At 33.9% G+C, this 20,011-nt stretch carries 15 protein-coding genes; 6 read left to right on the forward strand and 9 right to left on the reverse strand.

All coding sequences use genetic code 11. The annotated features are described in order from the left end of the window. Positions 1 to 72 precede the first annotated feature (72 nt). The 3 genes from dnaA to BUE95_RS00260 are packed head-to-tail and all read left to right on the forward strand — an operon-like array spanning position 73 to position 2,698. Positions 73 to 1,500, forward strand: coding sequence for a chromosomal replication initiator protein DnaA (gene dnaA, locus BUE95_RS00250; protein WP_073580332.1), 1,428 nt, complete (start codon positions 73 to 75; stop codon positions 1,498 to 1,500). A 3-nt stretch (positions 1,501 to 1,503) separates the two neighbouring features. Further along, positions 1,504 to 1,959, forward strand: a complete 456-nt coding sequence (locus BUE95_RS00255; protein ID WP_073580334.1) for a low molecular weight protein-tyrosine-phosphatase — start codon at positions 1,504 to 1,506, stop codon at positions 1,957 to 1,959. Positions 1,960 to 1,963: 4 nt separating this feature from the next. Continuing rightward, complete coding sequence (locus BUE95_RS00260) at positions 1,964 to 2,698, forward strand: SAM-dependent methyltransferase (protein ID WP_073580336.1); 735 nt, start codon at positions 1,964 to 1,966, stop codon at positions 2,696 to 2,698. A gap of 2 nt (positions 2,699 to 2,700) precedes the next feature. Here the strand turns inward: BUE95_RS00260 and BUE95_RS00265 are convergent, their stop codons facing one another. From BUE95_RS00265 to dapF, 5 genes are all read right to left on the reverse strand, one after another. Continuing rightward, the gene (locus BUE95_RS00265; protein WP_073580338.1) at positions 2,701 to 3,345 is read right to left on the reverse strand and encodes a peptidoglycan-binding protein LysM; all 645 of its coding nucleotides are present in this window, start codon (positions 3,343 to 3,345) and stop codon (positions 2,701 to 2,703) included. A 97-nt stretch (positions 3,346 to 3,442) separates the two neighbouring features. After that, on the reverse strand, positions 3,443 to 4,354 hold the full coding sequence (locus BUE95_RS00270; RefSeq protein ID WP_073580340.1) for a DUF2279 domain-containing protein: 912 nt from the start codon (positions 4,352 to 4,354) through the stop codon (positions 3,443 to 3,445). A 10-nt stretch (positions 4,355 to 4,364) separates the two neighbouring features. Continuing rightward, positions 4,365 to 5,405, reverse strand: a complete 1,041-nt coding sequence (mltG, locus tag BUE95_RS00275) for an endolytic transglycosylase MltG (RefSeq protein WP_073580342.1) — start codon at positions 5,403 to 5,405, stop codon at positions 4,365 to 4,367. Between the two features lie 11 nt (positions 5,406 to 5,416). Beyond that, positions 5,417 to 5,947 carry a GNAT family N-acetyltransferase gene (locus BUE95_RS00280; RefSeq protein WP_073580344.1) on the reverse strand — a complete coding sequence of 177 codons (531 nt, stop codon included), beginning with the start codon at positions 5,945 to 5,947 and terminating at the stop codon, positions 5,417 to 5,419. Between the two features lie 15 nt (positions 5,948 to 5,962). Further along, a complete protein-coding gene (gene dapF, locus BUE95_RS00285; RefSeq protein WP_073580346.1) occupies positions 5,963 to 6,751 on the reverse strand; it encodes a diaminopimelate epimerase in 789 nt (262 codons plus the stop codon). Positions 6,752 to 6,875: 124 nt separating this feature from the next. Between dapF and BUE95_RS00290 the strand changes: the two genes are divergently transcribed. Together BUE95_RS00290 and BUE95_RS00295 are read left to right on the forward strand one after the other, a co-directional pair. Next, positions 6,876 to 8,258, forward strand: coding sequence for a Do family serine endopeptidase (locus BUE95_RS00290; RefSeq protein WP_073580348.1), 1,383 nt, complete (start codon positions 6,876 to 6,878; stop codon positions 8,256 to 8,258). 126 nt (positions 8,259 to 8,384) lie between these two features. Beyond that, entirely contained in the window at positions 8,385 to 9,833 is a 1,449-nt protein-coding gene (locus BUE95_RS00295; protein WP_073580350.1) for a glyceraldehyde-3-phosphate dehydrogenase, read from the forward strand. A gap of 71 nt (positions 9,834 to 9,904) precedes the next feature. On the opposite strand, the gene BUE95_RS00300 is transcribed toward BUE95_RS00295, so the two are convergent. From BUE95_RS00300 to BUE95_RS00315, 4 genes are all read right to left on the reverse strand, one after another. Then, the gene (locus BUE95_RS00300; protein ID WP_073580352.1) at positions 9,905 to 11,446 is read right to left on the reverse strand and encodes an acyl-CoA carboxylase subunit beta; all 1,542 of its coding nucleotides are present in this window, start codon (positions 11,444 to 11,446) and stop codon (positions 9,905 to 9,907) included. Positions 11,447 to 11,488: 42 nt separating this feature from the next. After that, positions 11,489 to 12,928, reverse strand: coding sequence for an acetyl-CoA carboxylase biotin carboxylase subunit (locus BUE95_RS00305; RefSeq protein WP_073582320.1), 1,440 nt, complete (start codon positions 12,926 to 12,928; stop codon positions 11,489 to 11,491). A 118-nt stretch (positions 12,929 to 13,046) separates the two neighbouring features. Beyond that, positions 13,047 to 13,532, reverse strand: a complete 486-nt coding sequence (locus tag BUE95_RS00310) for a biotin/lipoyl-containing protein (protein WP_073580354.1) — start codon at positions 13,530 to 13,532, stop codon at positions 13,047 to 13,049. Positions 13,533 to 13,622: 90 nt separating this feature from the next. Beyond that, positions 13,623 to 15,839, reverse strand: coding sequence for a B12-binding domain-containing radical SAM protein (locus tag BUE95_RS00315; RefSeq protein WP_073580356.1), 2,217 nt, complete (start codon positions 15,837 to 15,839; stop codon positions 13,623 to 13,625). A 108-nt stretch (positions 15,840 to 15,947) separates the two neighbouring features. Here BUE95_RS00315 and BUE95_RS00320 point away from each other — a divergent pair, with 108 nt between their 5' ends. Continuing rightward, a complete protein-coding gene (locus BUE95_RS00320) occupies positions 15,948 to 19,979 on the forward strand; it encodes a DUF7948 domain-containing protein (protein WP_073580358.1) in 4,032 nt (1,343 codons plus the stop codon). Positions 19,980 to 20,011: the final 32 nt, after the last annotated feature.

Below are 20,011 nucleotides of genomic sequence, written 5' to 3' on the forward strand. Positions count from 1 at the left end.
AAAAAAACAGTTTTGTTCGATTTTTGTAGCTTCTACAAAACTAAAATAAACTAGTAATAATTAATTGATTTTATGACAAAAACTGCGCAATCGGTATGGAATAACTGTCTGTCTTTCATAAAAGACAATATTCAAGATCAAGCTTACAAGACTTGGTTTGAACCTATTCAGTCAGTTGAGCTAAACGATAATGCGTTGTCAATTCAAGTACCTAGTAAATTCTTCTACGAATGGCTAGAAGAACACTATGTAAAATTATTAAAAGTTGCCCTAACTAAAGAATTAGGCCCGGGCGCAAAGTTATTGTATAAAATTAAAATGGAGAACACTTATGGCAACAAACTTCCATTTACTGAGCAAATTCCAAGTTATAACAGAACAGCGGTAAAACCTCAGGAAGTTGATGTCCCTATTGTGAACAAAAATCCAGAATTAAAAAACCCATTCATCATTCCTGGTATTCGTAATTTAAAAATCGAATCACAACTTAACGCCAATTATAGTTTTGATAATTTCCTTGAAGGAGATTCCAACCGTTTGGCAAGAAGTGCAGGTATGGCGGTAGCTAACAAACCCGGCGGAACTTCTTTCAACCCTTTATTAATTTTTGGAGGTGTTGGACTAGGGAAAACTCACTTAGCCCATGCTATTGGAGTTGAGATTAAAGACAAATATCCGGAAAAAACCGTGTTGTATATTTCGGCAGAAATATTCACACAACAGTATATTGATTCTGTTAAGAAAAATACACGTAACGACTTCATTCACTTTTATCAATTAATTGATGTTTTGATTATTGATGACGTACAGTTCTTATCAGGAAAATCGGGAACACAAGATGTGTTTTTCCACATTTTCAACTATTTACACCAAAATGGGAAACAGGTAATTTTAACTTCTGACAAGGCACCTGTTGACATGCAAGATATTGAGCAACGCTTACTATCTCGTTTTAAATGGGGATTATCAGCAGAATTACACCAACCTGACTATGAAACGCGTATTTCAATTTTGAAAAACATTTTGTTCCGTGATGGTGTAGAAATGCCAGAAGAAATTATCGAATACGTTGCTAAAAATATCAAATCTAATGTTCGTGAATTAGAAGGTGCTATCATTTCATTGATCGCACAATCCTCTTTTAACAAACGTGAGGTTACCATTGATTTAGCAAAACAAGTAGTTGAAAAATTCGTTAAAAACGTAAAACGTGAAATTTCAATCGATTATATTCAAAAAATTGTTTCTGATTATTTCCAATTGGATGTTGAAACATTACAGTCTAAAACCAGAAAACGTCACGTAGTACAAGCAAGACAATTAGCAATGTTCTTTGCAAAGAAATTCACAAAAGCTTCTTTAGCAAATATTGGTTCACAAATTGGTGATCGAGATCATGCTACGGTTCTCCATGCCTGTAAAACCGTTGACAACTTGGTCACTACTGACAAACAATTCCGAAAATACGTAGACGATATCAACAAGAAGTTATCGCTGTAATTTATGGCTACAAAAATTTTAATGGTTTGCTTGGGAAATATTTGCCGTTCTCCTTTGGCAGAAGGTATTTTGCGTTCTAAACTTTCCGAAGATTTTATTGTAGATTCAGCAGGAACAGGAGGTTGGCATGCCGGAGAATTACCCGATAAGCGTTCGACTGCTACAGCTAAAAATAGAGGTTTAGACATTACCAATCAAAGAGCAAGACAATTCAAGCAAAGTGATTTTGAGATTTTTGATTCTATTTTTGTAATGGATAATTCTAACTACAAAGACATCATGACTTTAGCTCCAAATGAAGAAGCCAAATTAAAAGTCAAGCTCATACTAAACGAAATTTTTCCAAATGAAAATGTTGATGTTCCCGACCCTTATTATGGTGGCCAAGACGGGTTTGAAAACGTTTTTGACATGTTAGACCAAGCTTGTGAGGAAATCGCAAGAAAATTAAAGCAATAACATCATGAAAACAAACACTTTAGGCAAACTCTATTTAATTCCTATTACATTATCCAATCCTGGAGAAACTTCTGTAGCACCGGAAGATGTTTTACCTCAAACCATAAAAAGAACCATTGATTTCATAGATTATTATATTGTTGAAAACGAGAAAACCGCGCGTAAATTCATAAAAAGTATTCATCCAGATAAAAAACAACCCGATTTAAAGATTTCTGTACTTAATAAACACACCGATTTTGCAGCACATAATGAATTCATCCAACCTTTATTGAGAGGTAAAAATATTGGATTAATGAGTGAATCAGGTTGTCCAGGCGTAGCTGATCCGGGTGCTGTTATTGTAAAATTGGCACATGAAAAAGGGATTCAAGTAGTACCGTTAGTAGGTCCAAGTTCTATTTTATTAGCTTTGATGGCAAGTGGGATGAACGGACAAAGTTTTGCTTTTAATGGCTATTTACCTATCGACAAAAACGATAAAAAACAAGCGTTGAAAAATTTCGAACGTTTATCACAAGACAAAAATCAATCGCAATTGTTTATTGAAACGCCGTATCGCAATACTAAACTGATGGAAGACTTGTTACAGATTTTACAACCGAATACGCTCTTATGTGTGGCATGTGATATTACACTACCCACAGAATTCATCCAAACAAAAACGATTAGTCAATGGAAAAAAGAAAAGGCCGATTTACAAAATCGACCTTGTATTTTTATTATTCATAAAGTTTAAAACTACTCTAAATCTACTTTAGCATTTGCATTCGCTGCAATATTAGAAATATCGTAATTTGAAAATTTTCTGATGTAGCTTGATAATGATGTTCCAAAACCATCTTTGAAACCATTACGTCCATTACTTCTTAAATATTTTTTTACTGAACCCGCTCCTCCTAAATGCGCTGCCGCAATTAAACCAGATTCCGTAATTTCTACACCATTAATAACTCTGCCTGAATATTTTTGAATTTCTCTACGCAATTCCCACTTGTTTCTAGCGATTAAGGCTTTAAAAGCCTCCTCTTGCCATTCAGCGTTGCGTAAAAATTCTTGAAAATCATAAATACCCACAGCACGTAGTGTACTTCTTCCGAATTGGTATTTACCCATATACCCGTATGGATTCACTAAATGCAACTTACCTCTAGACTCTTTATAAGCCATTTTTTGAGCAAAACCTGTAAATGATTTACCAACTTGTGGCACTTTAATTGGTAATACCTCTTCGTTTTCACTTTCATTTGGAACATGATATTTAATACCTTCGTAGTTCGACAAATGAAATCCTTCTAACTTTTCTTTCTTGAAGGTTATAAAACCTGAAGAAACGACTAATACTAGGAGTGTCAATCCTATAAAATACGACCTTTTTTTTATCATGAATTGTTATTTCTCAGCGTCTGTCACCCATCTGAAATTAGCGATGCAAAGATACTATAAAAAATTAGAATATTGATTTACAGCTTGTTAATAATTCTTAAAAGTAGATAAAGTGTGCTTTAACTCCGTTAAAATCATCATATTGCAACGTTGGTGCTGGAATTTTAATGGTGTTAAAAACAGAAAAAAGGGTCTTTAAAAAATGTGATTTTGTAGTAATTTTCGTTAAGTCAATATCAAAACTTAGGTAAAATTGTCGATATGGGTTTTGAATTATTCCGTTTTCAATTGCTTCTGCATCATTTCCATACAACATTCCTTCTCCTCCGTAGCCAATAGCTAAATTTAACCACTTAGGAATAAAGGTATCTTTTGTAAACGAATGAATGTTAAATGACAACCAATACGTCTGACCATTATAATCCTTTAAAATTTCTTCATTAAAAGAAGCTCCTAGAGTTTCTGAACGTTGTGAAGCAAATTTAGTTTGACGAAATGAGAACTTAGGTGTGATACGCTGTTCTTTCCATAATAATTCTTGAGAGACATAGAGGGCTGTTCCGGAAACATTTGCTATAATATCGCCTGAAGATGCACCCCATTCTTGTGAAAAACCATCAAAAACCTCTATAACAGTTAAAAAGCCTAATCCCAAAGTAGTACCAAAGATTAACTGCTCTTTCTTGGGAACCCCACTCCATTGCAACATTTCTACTCCAACTCTACCTAAATGATAACTAGAATAGAGATGTCCAAACTTATCCATTTGCAACCATTGATCATTATCATTAATAAAATGAAAATCGGATTTAGGATAATCTTTATACCAAAGTTGATTCAAACCTATCAAAGTGATTCCTAAAGTGGATGATGTCGCTAAATAAACCCCTTTTTTTCTTGATTGATTTAACGTATCAGAAGGTTTAAAAAAAGGCTCAAAATGCTTTGCTTGTCCTTGAACTAAATTAGCAAACAATAGCAACAAAAAAAATATTTTAAGCCTAAGCATTTACTATGTGTTATAACTTTATTCCGAGTTTATTAACCCACTCTGCGTATTTTTTTGCATTTATTAAATGTGCTTCGTATGTAGTTTCGAATGCATGATATCCAGGACGACTAGGATCGGCACAAAAATAAATATAATCGTGCTTTTCTGCATTTAAAACCGCATCAATAGCCGAAATGTCAGGCATTGCTATAGGTCCAGGAGGTAATCCTTTATTAATGTAAGTATTATAAGGTGAGTTAACAAAAAGATTTTTCCCACCCACTCTTTTAATAACTTGATCAAAATCTCCAGTAGTGGCTTTAATAGCATAAATGACGGTAGGATCAGCTTGCAATGGCATATCTTGATTTAAACGATTTAAATAGGCTCCTGCTACTCTTGGACGTTCATCAGCTTTAACTGTTTCTTTGTGAACTATAGAAGCCAGTATATATACCTCAGCTGGAGACATATTTAATATTCTTGCTTTTTCAAGACGTTGTTGATTCCAAAATTTCTGATGTTCTTTTGCCATTTTATTAGCAATTTTTGTAGCAGAGGTATTCCAATAAAACTCATAGGTATTTGGAATAAAAAGTGTCAAAGCCGTTTCCTTGGACAATTGGTTTTCATTTAAAAAGATTTCATTAGTAAAGGCCTCTTTTAACACCAATGTATCTGGCTCTAATTGTGTAGAAAGACGTTGTAGTAATTTATCTAATGTTTCTTGATTATTAAATGCAACTTGTACGGGTACATTTAAACGCAAACTTCTAACCATATCAAAACTGGTCATATCTTTTTTGAAAAGAAATTTTCCCGCTTTTACATTCGTACTATAATTTCTTGATGTAGCTACAAAGTCAAATTTTTCAAAATCTTTTACCAATGGTTTTACAATTTCAACTACTTGTTCATAAGTTGAATTCGTTGGAATGTAAACATAAATCTCATCTTGTGAAAACTGAGTGTTTGATGTAAATGCTTTAAAGTAAACATAAATACCGACTGCAGTTGCGATAACAATTCCAGCAACAGCTATTATTGAAATAAGTTTTTTTACGTTCAAGGGGTAATTTTTTAAATGTGATTGATTAATTGATATAACATCTCATCTTCGTATTGATTGTTAATTTTATTCCAATCTTTTTTTACTCCGATTTTTTGAAAGCCAAATTTAGTAAAAAGGGAAATACTAATCTCATTTTTCGAACCAATATTTGCATATAACTGATGCAACTGCAACTGATTGAATGCATAATTGATTACCAATTGCAAAGCTTCAGAACCAATTCCTGAATTTTTATTGGCTTCACTTGAAATTACAATCCCAACTCCTGCTCGATTGTTTTTCGGATCAAAATCAAATAAATCGATTAAACCTACTGCTTCAAAAGTGTCATTTAGACAAATCGCCAAGCGCAATTGTTTTGCTTCATAAATATCCTGATGCGCATTTTCCAAATACTGACGAATCAAAAATCTGCTATATGGAGTTTGTGTATTGCTAACTTCCCAAACCGATTCGTTGTTTTCTATTTTATAGATAAACTCTAAATCTTCGGGTTCGAGTGCGCGTAGATAAATGTTGTTTCCTTTAAGTGTAGTCAAAATATTTAAAATTGATTATTGATTGATTTCAATTTTCCCTTCAAAAACAAAAGTTGCGGGTCCAATCAAGAAAACGTTGGAATACTTTCCGTTATCTACATCGAACTGTACTTTCAATTTTCCTCCTTCTACGTTTAAATCTATGATGTTATTGTTTGTTTTTCCTGTTTGATGCATCGCAATAGCAACTGCTGTTACGCCTGTTCCACACGACAAAGTTTCATCTTCAACACCGCGTTCGTAAGTGCGAACTGCAAAAATGTCATTTTCTAATTGATGTACAAAATTGACATTACTTCCTGCACTTCCATACAAATCGGAATAACGAATTTTTGAACCTTCTGATTTTACATCTAGTGTTTTTAAATCCTTCACCATTTGCACATGATGTGGCGAACCCGTATTTAAAAAGGTATAGTTCTCATGTTGATTTACTGCGTCAACATCTTTCATTTGAAGTGCAACGATTCCATGCGCATCGATTGTAGCAAAATGATATCCATCCACTGCTTCAAACTCGGCTCTGTTTTCCACTACACCCATTTGTTTGGCAAAAGCCACTAAACATCTTCCACCATTACCACACATCGAACTTTCGTTACCATCTGAATTGTAGTAGACCATTTTAAAATCATATTGCGGATGATTTTCTAACAGTATCAACCCATCAGCACCTATTCCAAATCTTCTGTCACACAATTGTTCAACAAGTTTGGTATTATTTTTGGGAAAAAATTCAGTACGATTATCAATCATGACAAAATCGTTTCCTGTTCCTTGATATTTATAAAATGTAAGTTGCATTGCGTAATTAATTTATACAAAAGTACGAATATTAATAAGATGTTAAACAATGTTAATCGAGCGTTAAAGTGCTATTTTGGAATATTTTTTGTTATATTTTTGAGTAAATAAAATTTAAAAAAAAATGAAAAAATTTGGAAGTTTATTTGCAATATCGCTCTTAAGTGGCGCTGTAACATTAGGTGCTTACAAATTCTTTTTAGAGCCGAATAATGCTGGAAAATTAACTATTGCTTCACCTAATTATAGTAAGAATGTAAATTTGGGAGCAGAAAATATTGATTTTACAACTGCAGCAGAAAACACTATTCATGCAGTGGTTCACGTTAAAAATGTAAGTGTTTCAAAAGTACCTAGTAATCCTTTAATGGAATTTTTCTACGGTTATCAAGGCCCAAGAGAGCAAACACAAATAGGAACTGGATCTGGGGTAATTATTACAGAAGATGGTTACATCGTTACCAACAACCACGTTATACAAGACGCAACTGAATTAGAGGTAACTTTAAATAATAATAAATCCTATAAAGCTAAATTGATTGGAACCGACTCAAAAATGGATATTGCCCTTTTAAAAGTTGATGCCGATGAAAAATTACCTTATGTAGTTTTTGGAGATTCTGAAGCTATTAAAGTAGGCGAATGGGTTTTAGCTGTAGGAAATCCATACAACTTGAATTCTACTGTTACCGCTGGAATTGTTTCGGCAAAAGCTAGAAATTTATCCAACAATGGGATTCAATCCTTCATTCAAACAGATGCCGCCGTAAATCCAGGAAACAGTGGTGGTGCATTGGTAAACACTCGTGGGGAATTAATTGGAATTAACACGATGATTTCATCTCCAACAGGAAGCTACACAGGGTATTCATTTGCAGTACCTTCAAATCTTACCCGAAAAATCATTGAAGATTTAATGCAATTTGGTAACGTTCAACGAGGAGTGTTAGGCGTTGAAGGAGGTGAATTGAATTCTAACTTCGCAAAAGAATTAGGGATTAAAGAAACGCAAGGATTTTACATAAACAAGGTTACTAAAAATTCTGGAGCTGAAAAAGCCGGATTAAATAAAGGGGATATTATCATTCAATTGGATGATAAAAAAATAACCAGTTTTTCAGAATTGTCAGCATACATCAACACAAAACGACCAAACGACGTTATTCAAGTTAGTGTTTTACGTGATGGAAAGCAAAGAACCCTTCCGGTTAAGTTAACCAAAAAAGAGATTTTAAACTATGAATTTAACGGAATAGAATTTGAAGATCTTGATACCGCTGATAAAAAACAGTTCAATATAAAAGAAGGTATTAAAATTAAAAAAGTTAACAATCCTGAATATTCAGAATACAGTGACATTTTAGATGGTGCAGTAGTCTTGAGTATTGATGGTAGACCCGTAAAAGACATGGAAAGTGTTTCAAGCTATTTAGCTAAAAAAGAAAATCAAAAAGCACGATATCAAATCATCTCTAAAAATGGTCAGATGTATAGTATAATCATGTAAAAAAACCAAGTATAACCATCATTTAAAACCAGGCATCAGAAGTGTCTGGTTTTTTGTTAAAAAAAATTTCACGAAAACGTTTGAAATCTATACTTTTGCACTCATAAACACACAATATTTATTGAAATGAACAATACAACTTTGTACGAGAAAGAAATTGCCTTTCAAGCAGACCGTAGAAAAGCGGGTGTAGAATTTATTAAAATCATCAGTGACCTATGGTATGATAAATCTATCGAGTTAATTTTATTCCGCAATCAATTAATCGATAAAAATGTAAGTGAAATCATTAACTTACACGAGTACGCTGGTGCTTTTGTTGGAAAACCAATCAATGTTTTTGATTCTGTTGAAATTGCAAGCGCCATAGTAGATCTAGATTTACCACCATCAAGAATCGATATCGGAAAATTAACCTATGAATATCATTTAGAAGATGACAAATATAATGATGCTAAAGCATTTGTAATTGACAAATTAAAAAACGCAAAAAACTATCAAGAAATTAAACCAAAGGATGTTGTGCTATACGGATTTGGTAGAATTGGTCGTTTATTAGCTCGCGAAATGATGTCTAAAATTGGTAAAGGACAACAATTACGCTTAAGAGCAATTGTAACTCGAGATAAAAGTGATGCTGTTTTATTAGAAAAAAGAGCCTCTTTATTACGTTATGATTCAGTTCACGGCGATTTTGCTGGTTCGGTTATTGCTGACCCAGAAAACAATGCTTTATTGATTAACGGAACAACGGTTCACATCATTACAGCCAATACACCAGAAGAAATTGATTATACCGCTTACGGAATCGAAGATGCATTAGTAATCGATAACACAGGAGCTTTTACTACAGAAGAAGCATTAAAACGTCATCTAACTTCAAAAGGAGCTGACAAAGTTTTATTGACAGCACCTGGAAAAGGAGTTCCAAATATTGTTTACGGAGTAAATCATGAAGATTACAATCCAGACGAAGTAAATATTTTCTCAGCAGCTTCTTGTACAACCAATGCAATTACTCCTGTTTTAAAAGCAGTTGAAGACACACTAGGTGTTGTAAAAGGGCACTTAGAAACCATTCATGCATACACGAATGACCAAAACTTAGTAGATAACATGCATAAAAAATACCGTAGAGGTCGTGCTGCTGCTTTAAACATGGTTATTACTGAAACTGGTGCTGGAAGTGCTGTTGCTAAAGCATTACCTGCATTAGCTGGAAAACTAACTTCAAACGCTATTCGTGTACCAGTTCCAAACGGTTCATTAGTTGTATTGAATTTAGAAGTTGGAAAAAACACTTCTATTGAAGAAGTAAACAACATTATGAAAAAATACGCTTTAGAAGGTGATCTTGTAGAGCAAATTAAATACTCTTTAAACAATGAGTTAGTATCTTCGGATATCGTAGGAACTTCTGCTCCTGCAATTTTTGACAGTAACGCAACTATTGTCTCAGGAGACGGTAAAAACATTGTAATGTATGTTTGGTATGATAACGAATATGGCTACAGTCACCAAGTAATTCGTTTAGCCAAATACATTGCTAAAGTAAGAAGATATACGTATTATTAGTAGACTTCAAAATAGTTCAAAACAAAAAAGCTCTTCAATTGTTGAAGAGCTTTTTTGTTTTGAACAGCTCATCATAATGGAATATTCCCATGTTTGCGTTTTGGTGTATCAACAACTTTGTTTTCTAACATACTAAACGCTTTTATTAATTTTCTACGCGTGTCTCTTGGCAAAATAACCTCGTCTATAAAGCCTCGTTGCGCTGCTGTATAAGGGTTTGCAAATAACTCCGCATATTCGGCTTCTTTTTCTGCTAATTTGGCTGCAGCATCAGTCGCTTCACTAATTTCTTTTTTGAAAATAATTTCGGATGCTCCTTTTGCACCCATAACTGCAATTTCGGCACTTGGCCAAGCGAAATTCATATCAGCACCAATGTGTTTTGAATTCATAACATCATAAGCACCACCATATGCTTTACGAGTAATTACGGTAACTCTAGGCACAGTAGCTTCGCTAAAGGCGTATAATAATTTAGCACCGTGCGTTATGATTCCATTCCATTCCTGATCAGTTCCGGGTAAGAAACCTGGTACATCTTCTAAAACTAACAAAGGAATGTTGAAACAATCACAAAAACGAACAAATCGAGCCGCTTTAATCGAACTATTAACGTCCAAACAACCCGCTAAAACCATGGGTTGGTTGGCAACTATTCCAATACTTCTTCCCCCTAAACGAGCAAAACCAACTATAATATTTTCAGCAAAATCTTTGTGAATTTCAAAAAATGAATCTTCATCAATAATTCCACTGATTACATCGTGCATATCGTATGGTTTGTTCGCACTATCAGGTACAAGTGTATCTAATTTCTCACGCACCTCATCTTGCAATACAAAAGGTAATTTTGGAGTAGTTTCCCTATTATTTTGTGGAATATAGCTCAACAATCTTTTAATATCTTCCAAACATTCTACCCCATTTGGAGATGTAATGTGACAAACTCCCGATTTTGAAGCGTGCGTTGCTGCTCCCCCTAATTCCTCCGAAGTTACTTCTTCATTAGTTACAGTTTTCACAACGTTTGGTCCAGTTACGAACATATAACTATTATTTTCTACCATCATGGTGAAATCGGTCATCGCTGGAGAGTAAACGGCTCCACCAGCACAAGGCCCCATAATTGCAGAAATTTGTGGAATTACTCCAGAAGCTTGAACATTTCTGTAGAAAATATCAGCATAACCACCTAATGAACGTACACCTTCTTGAATACGAGCCCCACCTGAATCATTTAATCCAATCATAGGTGCGCCATTTTTCACCGCCATATCCATGACTTTACAAATTTTTTCAGCGTGTGTTTCCGATAAAGAACCCCCAAAAACAGTAAAATCTTGTGCAAAAACATACACTAATCTTCCGTTAATAGTTCCATAACCCGTTATTACTCCATCACCATAAATAATTTCTTTTTCCATGCCAAAATCAGTAGTTCGGTGTGTAACCAACATTCCGATTTCTTCAAACGAGCCTTCGTCCAATAAATATTCAACACGTTCTCTTGCTGTTAATCGTTTTTTAGCATGAAGAGCTGCTATTCGTTTTTCGCCCCCACCTAGCTTGGCTAAAGCGATTTTATCGTTTAATATTTTGATTTTATCTTCCATTTTTTTTCAATGAGTCAATTAGACAATTTGTCGATGTGCCAATTAATTTGGTAATCGTAATACTTTTTGATCTTCTATATATTGTTGAAATGCAATCATAGCTGCTATTTCGGCTTCTGTATCTAACTTTGATTTTAGTTTTTCAGCATCATAGTAGGCTTTCACAAAACCAGTATCAAAATCTCCTGAACGGAATGCTTCATGCTCCATTACAAATTTTCCGAAAGGTAAAGTAGTAGCTACACCCTCAACTAAATAATTATCAATCGCTTTAATCATCAATTCGATAGACTCTTCACGAGTATTTCCGTACGTAATCAATTTTGAAAGCATTGGATCATAGTAAATTGGAACATCCATACCTTCTTCAATTCCATTATCTACACGAATTCCTTCTCCTTCTGGTAATTTATAAGTACTTAAAAACCCAACGTTTGGCAAGAAATCATTCATAGGATCTTCAGCATACACACGAAGTTCCATGGCATGACCTTTTATTTGTAAGTCTTCCTGTTTCATTGGTAATGCCTCACCACGTGCCACACGAATTTGCAACTCTACTAAATCTAATCCTGAAATCAATTCTGAAACAGGATGTTCTACTTGCAAACGCGTATTCATTTCTAAAAAGTAAAAATTATGATCCGCATCCATCAAAAACTCAACAGTTCCTGCTCCTAAGTAATCACAAGCTTTTGCTACTTTCACGGCAGCTTCACCCATTTCTTTGCGTTTCTCCGGAGTTAAAATTGCAGATGGCGCTTCCTCTACTACTTTTTGGTGACGACGTTGGATACTACACTCCCTTTCGAAAACATAAACAATATTTCCGTGACTATCGGCCATTACCTGAATTTCAATGTGACGTGGTTTGGTCACATATTTTTCAATAAAAACGGAACCATCTCCAAATGCATTCGTAGCTTCCGAAATGGCTCTATCCATTTGAGAAACAAAATCTTCTGCTTTTTCTACCACACGCATTCCTTTTCCACCACCACCGGCTGAAGCTTTAATTAAAATTGGAAAACCAATTTCAGTTGCAATTTTCTTTGCTGCTTCAATATCGGTAATAGCATCTTCCGTTCCCGGAACCATCGGAATTCCGTAAGCTTTTACAGCATCTTTTGCCGCTAGTTTACTTCCCATCATTTCAATTGCTTTTGATTTTGGTCCGATGAAAATGATATTGTTTTTCTCACAAGCTTCTGCGAAAGTTGAATTTTCACTCAAAAATCCATATCCTGGATGCACGGCATCGACACCTAATTCCTTACAAACTTCAATAATTTTATCACCACGTAAATACGATTGACTTGATGCAGCCTCACCAATCAAAACTGCTTCATCAGCATATTTTACATGTAAAGCATTTCTATCGGCTGCAGAATACACGGCAACTGTTTTGATACCCATTTTCTTCGCAGTTTTCATTACTCTAATGGCAATTTCTCCACGATTGGCTACTAATATTTTTTTAATTTCTTTCATCTTTATTTTTGTTTCAAGTTTGAGGTTTCAGGTTAAATAAAATTGTGTAAAAGTTTCGATTGGTTTTACTTTACTTCATAACGAAACTTGAAACCTGAACCTAAACTATTTATTCGAATTCAATTAATAATTGTCCTTTATCTACAGCATTTCCTTTTTCAACAGCTATCGACTTGATTATACCATCTCTTGGCGAAAGAAACAAGTTTTCCATTTTCATGGCTTCTAAAATCAATAATGGGTCGTTTTCTTTTACTTCCTGTCCAACCGAAACGTTAATTTCTAAGATTAAACCTGGCATTGGAGCTTTGATTGCATTCACCACTTTGGTTCTACCACGTTCAATTCCCATACTCTTGATTAATTCGTCTATAGCACCCGAAATTACCACTTCATACGTGTTGTTGTTAACTCTTACTGTATATTTTTTTGAGAGAAAATCAGCCGAAACAATTTCGACCTTATGGGGTTTGTTGTCTTTTAGTACGTGAAACTTTGCTTTTTCTACCTTTACGGCATTTAAATTTTGAAGACTATTTTCAGTAACTTCAAACGAAGCGGAATTGTTTACTAAAAGTTTGTAATTTGTGCTCATATGAGATTTTTTTAGTGGAGGTAAACTTACGAAAAGAAAACGTTTTCGTAAATATCAAATCTCATAAAATTTGTGAAAATGGTATAGGTTTTACAATGTTACTAAACCAAATTGTCTCAAAGTCATCATTGGTTTTGAATACCAAAACAATTCAAAATCTTCCCATTTTTGTTCAAAAGTCATTTTTAATTGTGAAAAAGTCATTTTGTAATCTGAGGAAACTGAATTTTTTTCCAAAACTTCAACAAGCCATTTTCCTTCATCAGCATTTACTGAAATATCAAACGTTTGGGTTTTAGAATGAAAGGTTAGTTTCATCATTTCCCAAGAATTTCCTTTTTTAGATTTAATGAAAATTTCTGTTTGAGGCTTTCCGCCTAGCCAAACGATTTTTGCATTGGGCTTTGTGGTGAAATTTTGTTCGCTTTGAAGGCATTTGTAAATGTAATCTGAGGGAACTTTAGTCTTTGGAATTTTAAAATCAAACCAATCTTGCAAATCATAATTGAAACAAATTCCATGCATATAATTGAATAACGATTTCTTTAATCCAAAACTAAACTTATCGTGATTGATTCCGGTTTTATCTTTAAAATTAACGTCATTATTAGCAAATGTAATCTCATTTTGTTCCGGAATGACTCCAAATTCTTCTGGAAACATGCCAACAGGGGAATGCGCTGTCATGGCAAATTGATGCCAAAAACCACTTTGTAAAACACCTAATTCAAACAATTGACGCACCATTTCCAAACTATCTACTGTTTCTTGAATAGTTTGTGTTGGATAACCATACATCAAATAGGCATGAACCATTATTCCAGATTCGGTGAAATTTCGGGTTACTTGTGCTACTTGTGCAACAGTTACTCCTTTTTTGATTAAGGCTAATAATCGATCTGAAGCTACTTCTAGCCCGCCTGAAACCGCAATACAACCTGACTCTTTCAACAACAAACACAGATCCGCCGTAAAACTTTTTTCAAAACGGATGTTGGTCCACCAAGTGACTACTAAATTTCGTTTGATGATTTCCAACGCCACTTCACGCATTAAAGCTGGTGGCGCAGCTTCATCCACAAAATGGAATCCATTTTCACCTGTTTGAGCCATTAACTCTTCCATTCGATCCACCAAAATCTTGGCAGCAATGGGTTCGTATAGTTTAATATAATCTAACGAAATATCACAAAAAGTACATTTCCCCCAGTAGCAACCATGCGCCATAGTCAGTTTATTCCAACGCCCATCGCTCCACAAACTGTGCATTGGATTGGCTACTTCTATAACCGAAATGTATTTATCAAGTAATAAATCTGAATAATCTGGGGTTCCCACTTCTGCTTGTTTGTAATCGTGACGAGTGGAATTGTTTTTATAAACGACTTGGTTATTTTCTAATAAAAATGTTCTCTTAAATTCAGATTCTGAAGCAAGTTCAGAATGACAAACAAAATTATAAAGCAATTCAACAGGTAATTCCCCATCATCTAACGTAATAAAATCGAAGAATTCAAAAACTCTTTGATCTTTTAATTCACGGAGTTCCGTATTTGGAAAACCGCCACCCATTGCGGTTTTTATTTTTGGAAAATTAGCTTTTATAAATTGGGCACAACGAAAAGCACTGTACAGATTACCTGGAAATGGAACTGAAAAACAAACTAATTTGGGTTGTACTTCTTCAATTCTTTCTTTCAGAATTTTGATTGTGATTTCATCGATAAACGTTACATCTTGTTGTAAATGTTCGTATAATTCATCAAAAGAATTGGCACTCCTTCCCAAACGTTCGGCATAGCGACTAAATCCGAAATTTTCATCTACACATTCCACGATAAAATCAGATAAATCTTCTAAATATAAGGTTGCTAAATGTTTCGCTTTGTCTTGCATTCCCATCGAACCAAAAGCAAATTCCATATCGTCTAATTGCTCAAAACGAGAAGCTTCTGGAAGAAAATTTCCGGAGCAAATTTGTCGCGCCAAGGATGGATTCTTTCCTTGGAGAAAAGCGATTACGGAATCAATTGTTTTGATGTAATCGTCTTTGAGGGAATAAATTCTTTGGGAGTTAGAAGTTAGAAGTTGGGAGTTGGGAGAATCTGCATCTCGACTTCGCTCGATGTGACAAAAAATCTCGGTTAGACCTTTTTTGGAGAACATATCTAAAATCACTTCAATACCTAAATCCATTTGGTAAGCCGAAATGTTCTTGGTATTCAGAAAACCTTTTAAATAAGCCGTGGCTGGATAAGGTGTATTTAGTTGGGTAAAAGGTGGTGTGATAAGGAGAATATCTTTCAAGTCGTGAGATTTTTTGCAAAGGTAATATTAAAAATTATTTCGAACTAATTTGTGTAATTTAGGCATAATCTTATCTGGAAATTGTTACTTTTGAAGAAAATATTTTGCATGAGAGCCTTCGTTTTATTCTTTTTTTCTTTTTTCGCAATATCGACATTCAGTCAGGTTAAACACAACTCCACTGGTTTTATTGAAAACAAAGGACAAATTGTAGATCAAAAAAGTAGACCTAACCCAAGTGTAAAATATCTTTTGAACACTAATGGTCTAAATGTCCAATTACGAGAAAAAGGTTTTTCTTATGACGTTTACGAAACAGAAAAAAATCCCTTAACCAAAAAAGACAAAGATTTCTATTCTTCTAATCCAAATTTTGATAACGGAATTAAAACACCCGATTATTCCTTAAAATATAAATATCATAGAATTGATATTGACTTTTTGAATGCTAATCCAAACACTCAGCTGATAGCAGAAGAAAAATCCAAAGATTACGACAATTACTACAATATTGTCCATTCACCAGAAGGGATTATCAATGTCCATAAATACCAAAAAGTCACCTACAAGAACATTTACAATCAAATTGATGTTGTTTTTTTTATTCCAAATGATTCCACAAAAGCGGTAGAATATAACTTTATTATAAAACCTGGTGGAAAAATATCTGATATTCAATTACAATTTAGAGGTGGAAAAACTGAATTATTGGAAAACAAGATACGAATGCAACTTCGCTTTGGAGGAATGGAAGAAACTATTCCGATGAGTTGGACCGAACAAAAAAATGGTAAAAGTGAAATTAAAATCAACTATAAAAAGATAAAAAAGAATGTTTATGGTTTTGAAGGAGATTTAAATTCTTCAGAGAAAACTATTGTAATTGATCCCGTACCTATTAGATTGTGGGGGACTTATTATGGGGGAAATGATATCGAGCTTGCCTACGATATAACCTCTGATATAAACAATAATATTTATATATCAGGTTTAACATATAGCACTAATAACATGGCAACCTCAGACGCTCATCTATCATCGATGAATAGCATAACTGCTGGATTCATAGCTAAATTTGATTCCAATGGAATGAGATCATGGGGATCTTATTATTTAGCAAACATAATTAATGTTAAAGTTGACAACAATTTGAATGTTTACTTTTCAGGACAAACATTGATTTCTTCAAATATTTCTACACCTGGTACTCATCAACCAATTAAAAGTAATTATAACGACGGTTACCTTGTGAAATTTAATAGTTTAGGAATAAGGCAATGGGGGACTTATTTTGGAGGGGAAAAAAATGATTTTATACATAGTATGGCTTTTGATAATTTGAATAATGTTTTTTTATGTGGCGAAACTAATAGTAACACTCAAATTGCTTCAATAAATTCACATCAATCAATAAAGGAGTCTAGTGATGATAGTACGGATGCATTTATAGCGAAATTTAATGATCAAGGTTTACGCCTTTGGGCAACTTATTATGGAGGCGAAAACCCAGATGGCTTATTTAATTGTTTTGTAAACAATGATAATTTTCTTTACTTGACAGGAGTAACCCACAGTACCTCAAACATTAGTACGCCTGGCTCTTATCAAACAACAAATTTAGGAGGAAGTGACGGTATGATATTAAAATTTGATTTAAATGGCAATTTAATTTGGGGAACCTATATTGGGGGTGAAGAAAATGATTTTTTAGGTTTAAAAGGTGATCTAGTTAACAACAACATCTATTTAATTGGTCCAACATATAGCACAACAAATATCGCAACACCTGGAACTTTTTTTGAAACATATCAATTAAATCACTCTTATGGCTCATCAAATGCTTTGATTAAATTTGATTTAATTAACCAAACTAAAGTTTGGGGAACTTACTTTACAGAAAAAGTACACCAATTGTCAGTTAATAATTTAAACGAGGTCTATTTTTGTGGTGAAACCTACAGCTATACAGGAATAGCTACACCTGATGGTTATCAGACTACAAGAAACAATTATCTCCATGTCTATCTCATAAAACTAAATGAAAATTCTCAAAGAGTTTGGGGAACATACTATTCTGGAGATAGAGCAACTCAAAACGCTATATTAGAAGTTGATAATTCAAATAGTATTTATTTATATGGAAATGCAAATGGTAATAGCACTGGAATTACTACTCCAAACTCACACCAATATTATCAAGCATCTAATGAGGATACCTTTCTTGTAAAATTTCTAGACTGCCAATCATCTACCTCTGTGAATTCCAATTCCCCTATTTGTATTGGAAATAATCTAGAATTATCTGCTTCTGGTGGAACCAACTATTCTTGGACAGGGCCAAATGGTTTTACTTCTACAGATCAAAACCCCATAATTCTCAATTCAAATGCATCTCACAGTGGTCAATATAGTTGCGAAATTACCGGAACAGGTGATTGTGATAACACTGTTACTATAAATGTTGTGGTTGGAGATTTTGAAATGCCAATACCCACAAACACAAATTTACCTGTTATTACTGGAGATTGCAATACTGTCATCTCAACAATTCCAACAGCAACAGACAATTGCGCAGGAACTATTATTGCAACAACAACAAATCCATTAACATATTCAATTCCTGGAAGTTACACCATTACCTGGAATTATAATGATGGAAATGGCAATACGAGTTCACAAACACAAAATGTTACAATTTCATCAGTTGCGTTACCAACTCCAACATCAGAACAACAATTCTGCATCCAAGAAAACGCAACACTAAACAACATAGTAATTTCTGGTCAAAACATAAAATGGTATGATGCAATAACTAGTGGAAACTTACTTCCTATTACTACACTTTTACAAAACGGAACAACTTATTATGCCTCACAAACCATAAATGGATGTGAAAGTGCAAGAGTTCCAGTTTTAGTAACTATCCAAAACACAGCTGCACCAACAGGAAATCAAAATCAAAGTTTTTGTAGTACTGAAAATGCTACTTTGAACAATATAGCTGTAACTGGGACGGATGTTATTTGGTATAACAGCTTGGGTGGAAGTACTATTTTATCAACTTCAACACTATTACAAAATGGAGGAACTTATTACGCTTCTCAAACCATAAATGGTTGTGAAAGTCCAACAAGATTGGCTGTTTCAATTCAATTAATCAACACATTAAATGCCAACAATTATTCTGAAGCCATTTGTGACGATTTAAACAATAGAACCGAAATTGTAAATCTAAGTAACTATAATGGGGCATTAATTGCTTCATCAGGAAACATTTTCAAATATTACTATTCTTTAAACGGTGCTCAAAATCAATTGCCTGCTGATGAAATACAGAATAGTAATAATTACAATTTATCAATTGGCAACAACATAGTTTACGTAAGAATTGAATCTCCAAATACTTGTTTCCAAATTGTAACACTAGATCTTAATTTGGTTAGTAAACCATTTGTCAATATCAATGATGTTATGCCTATTTGCGAAGGCAGTTCGATTACCATTGATGCTGGATCTGGATTTGACAATTACCTTTGGTCTACAAATGATACAAATAACTCAATTACAATAACGCAACCTGGAAACTATTCGGTAATCGTTTCAGAAAATCATGGTTCATTAGTTTGTTCAACAACTAAAAATTTCACTGTTGTAAATTCAAATATTGGAACTATTTCAGAAATTATTACCTCTGATTGGACACAAAACGAAAATACAATTTCTGTTTTACTTTCATCAAATAGCTCAGGAAATTACGAATATTCATTAAATGGTATTGATTTCCAAGATAACAATACTTTTTATGGTTTAGAAAATGGGGAATACACTGTTTATGTTCGTGATAAAAACGGTTGTGGCGTAAGCTCAGAAGATGTTTATGTATTAATGTATCCGAAGTTTTTTACTCCAAACGGGGATGGATATAATGATTATTGGAAAATTAAACTTTCTGAAAACGAACCGAACATATCAATCACAATTTTTGATCGATATGGAAAATTAATCAAGCAATTCGATTCAACAAGCAATGGTTGGGATGGGACACTTAACAACAAAGCGCTTCCTGCAACAGACTATTGGTTTGTAGTTATAAGAGAAGGCGGTAAAGAACACAGAGGCCATTTTACACTCAAGCGATAATTTCATAAGCGTTTGTTAAACTGTATTAAAAC

The organism is Flavobacterium cucumis (assembly GCF_900148835.1).
Taxonomy (GTDB): domain Bacteria; phylum Bacteroidota; class Bacteroidia; order Flavobacteriales; family Flavobacteriaceae; genus Flavobacterium; species Flavobacterium cucumis.

Excerpts from the sequence above, each read along its gene's own strand:
- BUE95_RS00320 (WP_073580358.1), top strand. The coding sequence starts at position 15,948 with ATGAGAGCCTTCGTTTTATTCTTTTTTTCTTTTTTCGCAATATCGACA.
- BUE95_RS00260 (WP_073580336.1), top strand. The coding sequence starts at position 1,964 with ATGAAAACAAACACTTTAGGCAAACTCTATTTAATTCCTATTACATTA.
- BUE95_RS00295 (WP_073580350.1), top strand. The coding sequence starts at position 8,385 with ATGAACAATACAACTTTGTACGAGAAAGAAATTGCCTTTCAAGCAGAC.
- BUE95_RS00310 (WP_073580354.1), bottom strand. The coding sequence starts at position 13,532 with ATGAGCACAAATTACAAACTTTTAGTAAACAATTCCGCTTCGTTTGAA.
- dnaA (WP_073580332.1), top strand. The coding sequence starts at position 73 with ATGACAAAAACTGCGCAATCGGTATGGAATAACTGTCTGTCTTTCATA.
- BUE95_RS00270 (WP_073580340.1), bottom strand. The coding sequence starts at position 4,354 with ATGCTTAGGCTTAAAATATTTTTTTTGTTGCTATTGTTTGCTAATTTA.
- BUE95_RS00300 (WP_073580352.1), bottom strand. The coding sequence starts at position 11,446 with ATGGAAGATAAAATCAAAATATTAAACGATAAAATCGCTTTAGCCAAG.
- BUE95_RS00255 (WP_073580334.1), top strand. The coding sequence starts at position 1,504 with ATGGCTACAAAAATTTTAATGGTTTGCTTGGGAAATATTTGCCGTTCT.
- BUE95_RS00290 (WP_073580348.1), top strand. The coding sequence starts at position 6,876 with ATGAAAAAATTTGGAAGTTTATTTGCAATATCGCTCTTAAGTGGCGCT.
- BUE95_RS00265 (WP_073580338.1), bottom strand. The coding sequence starts at position 3,345 with ATGATAAAAAAAAGGTCGTATTTTATAGGATTGACACTCCTAGTATTA.
- dapF (WP_073580346.1), bottom strand. The coding sequence starts at position 6,751 with ATGCAACTTACATTTTATAAATATCAAGGAACAGGAAACGATTTTGTC.